At 66.2% G+C, this 7985-nt stretch carries 4 protein-coding genes; 2 read left to right on the forward strand and 2 right to left on the reverse strand.

The window, feature by feature from the left end:
• Nucleotides 1-64 precede the first annotated feature (64 nt).
• Nucleotides 65-1855, forward strand: a complete 1791-nt coding sequence (locus tag FMQ63_RS08615) for a molybdopterin-dependent oxidoreductase (protein ID WP_011555186.1) — start codon at nt 65-67, stop codon at nt 1853-1855.
• A 583-nt stretch (nt 1856-2438) separates the two neighbouring features.
• The gene (locus FMQ63_RS08620; RefSeq protein ID WP_011555185.1) at nt 2439-3941 is read left to right on the forward strand and encodes a glycosyltransferase family 39 protein; all 1503 of its coding nucleotides are present in this window, start codon (nt 2439-2441) and stop codon (nt 3939-3941) included.
• Between the two features lie 289 nt (nt 3942-4230).
• Here the strand turns inward: FMQ63_RS08620 and FMQ63_RS08625 are convergent, their stop codons facing one another.
• Both FMQ63_RS08625 and FMQ63_RS08630 read right to left on the reverse strand, forming a co-directional pair.
• Complete coding sequence (locus FMQ63_RS08625; RefSeq protein WP_225909405.1) at nt 4231-6234, reverse strand: peroxidase family protein; 2004 nt, start codon at nt 6232-6234, stop codon at nt 4231-4233.
• A gap of 157 nt (nt 6235-6391) precedes the next feature.
• Nucleotides 6392-7666, reverse strand: a complete 1275-nt coding sequence (locus FMQ63_RS08630; RefSeq protein ID WP_020480798.1) for a triacylglycerol lipase — start codon at nt 7664-7666, stop codon at nt 6392-6394.
• Nucleotides 7667-7985: the final 319 nt, after the last annotated feature.

Consider the following 7985-nt stretch of genomic DNA (forward strand, 5'->3'; position numbering starts at 1 on the left):
AGGCGGTTCGCTCTCGCTCTAGGGGAGCCGCGCGAAGCCGAGTCGCCGCTCAGGAGCCCGTGAAATGGCAGACCCACCGAAACCGACCGCCACGCCACCGCCGCCCTCTGGAGCCGACCGCGTCTCACCGGAGCTGGTGAAGGAGCTGCGAGAGCGCCTCACCAAGGGCGAGGACGTCGTCGATCCGAAGACCTGGGCCGGCTCCATTCCGGCCGCCTTCGGTATCGCCCCTCGCCTGCGAATCGGCGCGAACCGTTGGTTCAACCTGGTCTGGCTGCTCCCGATCGGTTGGGGGCTTCTCCTGTTCGGGGTCGCCGTAGCGCAGTATCTGCGCGGGCTCCCCGCGGTCGAAGGGTTCATCCACCGGCATCCCGGGACCGGGTTCGCAACCGCGTTTGCCACGCCGATGCCGGTCTGGTTGCGCGCCCAGCATTTTCTGAACTTGTTCTTCCTCATCTTCATCATTCGCGCGGGCCTCCAGATCCTCGCCGACCATCCCCGGCTGTACTGGACCCGGCACTCGACGCCGGGAAAAGAGTGGCTCCGGATGCAGAAGCAGGTGCCGGACCTGCCGCTCTGGACCGCCAAGCAGGACTCCCTCACGCTGCCCAAACATCTTGGGCTTCCGGGCATCCGCCACTCAATCGGGCTGGCCCGCTGGTGGCACCTCGGGATCGATATGTTGTGGCTGGCGAACGGACTCGTCTTCTACGTGCTGCTCTTCGCGACCGGAGAGTGGCGCCGCATCGTCCCGACGAACTGGCAGGTGTTCCCCGACGCCGCGTCTGCTCTGCTCCAGTACCTCTCCCTGCGCTGGCCTCAGAACGATGGCTGGGTCGCGTACAACGGCCTCCAGATCATCGCCTACTTCATCACGGTCTTCATCGCGGCGCCGCTCGCGCTCATGACCGGGCTCGGCATGTCGCCAGCGCTTTCGACCCGGTTCCACGGCATCAGCAAGCGGCTCAGCATCCAGACCGCGCGCTCCCTGCACTTTCTCGTCCTGTGCTGGTTCATCCTCTTCACCTTCATCCATGTCACCATGGTCTTCGCGACCGGCCTGCTGCGAAACTTGAACCACGTGTACGCGGGGACCGACGCCAACGATTGGGTCGGGTTTGGCATCTTCGCTGTCTCCATGGCGGTCGTCGTGATCGCGTGGGTGGCGGCCACGCCGTTCACGCTGCGACATCCGCGGGTCGTGCAACGCGTCGGGTATTCGCTGATCGGCCCGGCCCAGCGGCTCTTCGAGCACCTCGACGCCAAGCCAGGGACCTACACGGACAAGGACATCTCGCCGTACTTCTGGCACAACGGCAAGTACCCCGAGACGCCGGAGTACCGCGCGCTCTTCGACAACCACTTCGCCGATTACCGGCTACGAATTCACGGGCTCGTCGAGAATCCGGTCGAGCTGAGCCTCGACGAGCTGCGCGCCATGCCGCGCCACGAGCAGATCACGCAGCACTTCTGCATCCAGGGCTGGTCCGGTGTCGCCAAGTGGGGCGGCGTCTCGATGCAGACCCTCCTCGAGCTGGTCAGGCCGAAGCCCGACGCGAAATGGGTCGTGTTCTACTCGCTCGGCGACGGTTCCGACGGCGGCCGCTACTACGACGCGCATCCCATCGCGCAGATGCACTATCAGCTCACGATGCTCGCCTATGACATGAACGGCGAGCCGCTTTCTTACGGCCACGGGGCGCCGCTTCGCCTGCGCAACGAGGTCCAGCTCGGCTTCAAGCAAGTGAAGTGGATTGCCGGCATCGAGTTCGTCGCTGACTTCTTCGAAGTGGGAGGCGGCTACGGCGGCTACGATGAAGATCACGAGTTCTTCGGGTATCGTCAGTCGATCTGAGTCGGGTGCGAAGGAATGGGCGCGCTCCTCGATGGTTTGCTCCCCCCATTTTCGGACCCGTTGAAGCGTGAGAGCGTCCTCGCGGCGAGGAGGCCGGTCGGTCGTGAGGAAGAGCAGGTTTACCGAGGAGCAGATGGTCCGCATTCTGCGAGAGGCGGAGAACCTACAGTTGTAGTTTGAGTCTGGTGCCGCGTCCCCGGTCGTGGCATTGCCTGGCGACGGCTTGGGAGTGACGTCGCCAGTGACTCCAGTGGAGGAGGGAGGCGACTGATGGGAGCGTGCGTCGCCAGAGTGCCAGCAACAGGCGTCGAATCTCCTGGACGGAGAAGCGGACGAGGGTTGTCAGTGAGCAGGCTCCTTGAATGAGACACGCAAGGACGAGGCCGATGCATCGGCTGTGCATGGGCACTCCCCATGAATGTGGACTCCTGAAGCGCCACACACGGGACCTGTCAGTATTAAAAAGAGTCATGTCTCCGGATGATTCAGTGAGTCAAGTCAGGAGTTCGACTGGCGATGTGCGCTGCATGAACTGACTTGTGCCTTCTCGACACACCGGGATGCCTTTAGTACGCGTGTCCGGGTGCGTTCTTCGAATCTCTCCACGCCCCGTCTCCACCTGTCCTGGTGGCCCCTGGTGCTCATCGCTTCAGGTGCATGGCTGCTGCGCATCGCGGGCTTCTTCCACCGGGGAGGCGCTTTCGGGCATGCCGTGGACTACGACGAGGGCGTCTATTTCAGTGCCGCCGCACTTCTTTCCCATGGTGTATTGCCCTACCGTGACTACTTCTTCGTCCACCCTCCTGGGATTGCCATGTTGCTGGCGCCGGTGGCCGCGCTCGCACGTGGCTTCGACGCAGCGCTGGCATTCGCAGTGGTCCGTTGGCTCGTCCCCGGGATCGGGGCACTGAGCACGCTCCTGTGCGGACGCATTGCTCAGGAGCAATGGGGAGTCAGGGCAGGCGTCGTGGCCGCGCTCGCCTATGCCGTCTTCCCAGAAGCGGCCGCCACCGAGCGTGGGCCCTTCCTGGAGCCACTGCTCAACCTCGCCTGTCTTGGCATGGCATGGGTTTGGCTGCGGCATGGGGCTGATGTCTCACGGTGGAAGGGGGATCTGCTGGCCGGAGCCCTTCTTGCCACCGCGTGCGCCATCAAACTGACAGCCGGCGCTTGGGTCATCGCCGCGGTGTGGGCTCGCGGCATGGAGGGCCAGGGACGGCGTGCCCTACGGGTCGTGCTTGTCGCGGCAGCCGTGGGGCTGGTCTGGCTGGGCCCCTTCTTCGCGCTCGCCCCCGCCGCGATGCTCGATGGCCTTCTTCGGTTCCAGTTGCTCCGCCCTCCCGATGGCGAGTCAGATGTCTGGCGCCGGCTTCTCATGGTTCTGGGAGACGGGCGCATGGGCTTCTCCGTCCTCTGTGTATGGGGCTTGGTCGTGGCCCTGGCCCGAACTCGTCGAAGGGAGGCCGTCGCCGAGCGACTCTTCGCGGCCGCCTGGGTTCTGACGCTCGTGACCTTCTTGTCGTCGAAGAGCTATTGGGCCCAGTACAACGCCAACCTGGCGCCTACCATGGCGGTCCTCGCGGGGTTGGGGGCCTCCGTCGTGTTGAGCTGGGCGGACACGCGCTCGCGCACGCAAGCCGCGCTCGTCACCGCCACGGTGATGCTCATCGCACTCTCACCGCTGCCGGCGGCTATCCGCTCTGCGAATCAGCGAGACCGTTTCCTGCTCACGCTCGGGAGCTCACTCCGGGCCTCCGTCCCCCCGGATTCAGCCCTTTGCACCTTCGAACCGGCGTGGGCAATCGCCGCCGGGCGGCTTCCCGGAATCCCAGAGGGGACTCCCATCCTCGTCGACCCCTATGGCCTCATGCTGAATGATGCACTGGGCACCCCCGGGCGCTTCGCTCACGCAGGAGCCGCTTTCGAGGATGAGCGCTCGCAGCGGACGATGCTCCCCATGCTTGCGCGCTGTGACATCCTGGTCCTTGAGGGACGTGGCGAATGGCAGCTGTCCTCCGCCAGCGAGCGCTGGGTCCATGAGCACTTCGTGCGAGAAGGGCTCTTCTGGCGGCGTGCTTCTGAGTGAAGTCTCGGAAGCTGGAGGGGGCGAGCGACTCTGGAGCACCGGGACTGTCCACTGCGCGTGCAAGGCTGGCCACGGCGCGAGGGACTCCAGGCTGCGTGGTCTGGGTCCCCGTGCCGTTGTAGTTGTCGAACCGGCCAGAGACGTTGGAGCGGAAGATGCGATTCTTCACGCGCAGGCCGCTCGGGAACTTCAGCTCTCGAAATATCGTGCCGAATGGCATGGAAGTCTCCTGCCCGCGGGGGCCGGAGTGGTCCGGCCCCCGCCCCCTGGAACGAGTGGTGACCCCGGCTCAGTGAAGGAGGCTTCCCGCCGGGGGCTCCGTGGCCACCATGCTCACCGGCTCCCAGGGGGCGAATGCATTCCGTGTCTGGCGGAGCGCGGGGGCGAGTCCCGGGTAGTGGCGCAGCAGCACGCTGGCCATGGTGTTCTCGTTGAGCCACGCCATCCCGGGCTGAGTGTAGAGGTTGACGTTCTGGTCGTTGGTGAAGAAGCGGTCGCTCGCCAGCCGGCGCGAGGCCATGAGGATGAAGACGCGGAAGGCCGTGTCGCTGAAGCCAAAACCCCTGGGCGGGTCTTCGGCGAGCATGCCCACCATCAGGTCCACGCGGTCCACGTGGCCATAGACCTCACGCAGCTCCCGGGCCCACTGCTCGTTACGGGTGATGTCCTTGAAGGAGCGGGCCGGCTGGAGGTGCATCAGCTTGCGGAAGGCGTTGTAGCGAGGCACGCCGCGCTCCCGGTCGCGCATCACGTCGATGGATGCCAGGTCCACGCGGGACTCGGCGCCGTCCGGATCCTGCCGGTGGAGGTCGCGCAGGAAGGCGGGGTAGTTGTGCAGCACGAGCGCGCCGGGGTGGCTGATACCGAAGGAGTAGCAGAGGTCCACCATGGTGAGCCCGTCTTCGAGGGCTTTCAGCGTGTTGGGGCCGGCGAGGTCCACCATCGCCACCTCGCGCACCTGGACGCCATCCCGCATCCGGTGCAGTCGCATCGTGTCGGGTATCAGCGAGTGCATGCGGTAGACGGCCACGAACTCCTCGGTCAGCGCGAAGGGGACGCCGTGGTGGTTCACCTCGCTCCCGGGGATGCCGCTGATGAGCTCGCTGCGGCTCATCCTCCCGAACAGCCGGGTCACCCGTTGGCCGACCAGGCCCCACCAGTTGGTGTTGAGGGCGGTCTCAGTCGTGGGATGCGCGAGGATCGCCGGCGTCCACTCAATGGTGTGGATTTTCGCCATCAACGCCGTGTTGATGAGGCGGGCCGTGTGGAAGAGCCGGTCGCCATTCCAGTCGGGAAACTCCAGCCGCAGCCGGTCCACGATGGCGTTGTGCTCCTTGGCGAACGTCGTATGCAGCAGGCTCAGGCCAATCCACCAGTTGTGCGTCACCCCGGACTTCTGCAGGTGGGTATTGGGGTCTACCGGGAGCTGCGCCTCCAGCCCTTCGCCGGTGAGGATGAGCTTGCCTCGACGCTGGCCGCCGTCCTCATCGTCCGTGCAGCGCAGGGCGCGCGTCTCCTCCTCGTTGCTTCCATAAATCTGTGAGGCATCCCACCATTGTGAGTGCTGGTTGATGTACGTGGGCGGGCCGTCCTTGGCACCGGGGATGCGGGTGGGGTCCTCGGGCGTGCGGCGGATTCGCATGGGGTCCTCGGACCAGGAGTCGCCGCGCTCCTTGTCCAGGGGGACCTTGAACTCGCCGCCACGCTTGGGCGAGCCATGGTCGAACCAGTCGTGGGTCATGAATTGAATCCACGCTGCGGCCAGCAGATTGAGCGAGGTGGCCGGAACGAACGACTGGCGCGCGAGCAGCCGGTTGCTGATGACGCGGGGGCTCGGCTCCAGCAGCGCCGGCTCGGGCTCGGGCCAGGCGTTCTCAAGCGGGACGTTACGGCCGAACCTCGTTCCCGCGGCGCCCATCCGGGGATTCGAGAGGTCGTTGTACGTTCCGTCCGAGGCGCGCCGGGTGGCCAGTTCCGGATCCCACGTGGGGGGCTCGGGAGCCTGGGTGGAGGGCAGGTGTGTGGTGTCGTAGAGGTTCTTTGCCCGCAGCTCGTCGCGGATGGGTATCAGGTTGAGCAGGCCCAGGAACTTCGGCAGCCGGTGCCAGGCAATGACGCGGTTGAGCCCGGAGAAGACTCCAGAAAGGGCCCGCGAGGCGACGGTGCGGCGGAAGGGCCGGAGCGTGGACTTCGCGACCGGTTTGATTCGCCGCGCGGCGGCCGGACGGGGCACGCCAGTGGACACGCCCGCGACGGGTTGGACGGTCCCCTCCATCTCATCCATTCCACTCATCACCCCTCCCATGACCGTCACAGCCCCTGTCAGACGAACCGCTTCGGCCGGGGGCCGTGGCCCCGCCATCATGGGAATGGCAGCGGTGGATTGAATCGTCCGGGTGTGTGGGGGGCGGTGCTCCAGACGACGCTGTGTGGGGGCTCCGCGGCCGGGTTCACGAGTCCGCTCGGTGCGGCGGCGCGCTCCCGATGTGGTGGATGCGCGCTCCACCGCGCGGCCGAGGCGCCGTTGCTTCCCGGTGTTGCTGGCTGGCCGTGAAGCGGCCGATGTCCTTCCAGAGCCTGATGAACCGCCGTTGATCGAAGCCCGCGGGGGAGTTCAGCAGGTCGTACTGGCGGAACGTGGTGGCCGCGACACTGGCCTGGGACGGTGGGCATTGCGCGCTGAAGTGCCCGATGACGTCCGCATGATCGCCCTGGAGCAGGTAGCTGCGGGCCTCGTCCGGCCAGACCTGGGAGACGGAGTTGACGATGCCATCGTTGTCGGTGGGACGCAGCACCTGGTGCTTGCTGGTCCAGAGTTCGTGGAGTTCGCGCGTGCGCCGCAGCCGTTGCGGAGGATTGAAGGCAGTCAGCGCGTGCAGCACCTTGAACAAGGTGGGTGGCCAGGCCTTGCTGGGGGGCGCGACCGTTACGATGGAGCGGACCTGGATGTGGTGCTCCTCGATGAAGGCCGCCTCCGCAGCGAGTTCTGCATCCCCGGCATGGGCCGGACTCGGGGGCGCCGGGGAGGCGGGAGCTGGGTCCAGGTCGGTGATGACGGCGAAGTCGCTGGTCATGTGAAGCAGCCAGCGCAGCAGGTCGAAGTAGGTGCCGCGCGCGGTAGCACGCGGGAGGCTCGCCTCCCGGGAGTAGCAACGCACCAGGGTGTCGATGATGGCGTCGATCCAGTCGGCCGTCTGCTGCCTGGGACTCAAGGTCATGAGTGCGCGCCCGAGGACCCCCAGCCCCACGCCTCTCAGTCCGCGCGTACCCTCGTACAGCACGCGCAGGAACAGGCGGGACGCGAGCACCTGTGGGCGGGAGTTGCCCAGCCGGTGCGCGAGCGCGGTTCCCTGGTGGGGCGTCGAGATGAACTGCACGGTACGGAGCTGCTTGAGCAGCGGGAGCGGGCTGTCCGCACATTTCTGCGCCTGCTGGTTCCGGAGGTTGATGAGCAACTGGCGGAGGTCCAGGCCACCCGTCGAATGGCCGACCAGATGGATTTCATCTTCCGGCGCTATCGCCCTTCGATTCCGCAGTTCGGACAGCCACGACTGGAGCGCCTGGGCCCGCGTCTGGACGCTCGCCGTGGGCAGGTTGGTGAAGTAGTGGACGGGCCGCTCGTCGTCACCAGCCTGAAGCACTTCCGTCACGCCGTGGTAGTAGCGGAGCGAGCCCAGTGCATCAAATCCACCGAAGCCGGGCACGAGCACGAGATGGCTGGTCATGGATGCGCCTCCCCTGACTTGAATTAAGGCTGCCTGGGTGGAGACGCCACCGCGCGCCGGGGCAGGAAGGACGTGAGGGGGCAGGCGGCCTCGGGCCAGCCGCCCGCCAGGGGAGGGGACCCCGTGTGTCAGGGAAGTTGTGTGATGCCTGGAGGAACTCATGGACCCGTAGGGTGAAAGTCCCGAGGCGGTAACAGGTCAAGGCCGCATAGCTGGGGTGGCGCCGACAGGGGAGACCCCTGCGGTGAAGCCCACTGACAAAGCCCCGTTTCAGCGGGGTGAGCGAGTGCACGGGCCGTAACGGCGAGTGAATGCCCAG

This window comes from Myxococcus sp. CA005, assembly GCF_006518205.1.
In the GTDB taxonomy this organism is placed as follows: domain Bacteria; phylum Myxococcota; class Myxococcia; order Myxococcales; family Myxococcaceae; genus Myxococcus; species Myxococcus xanthus.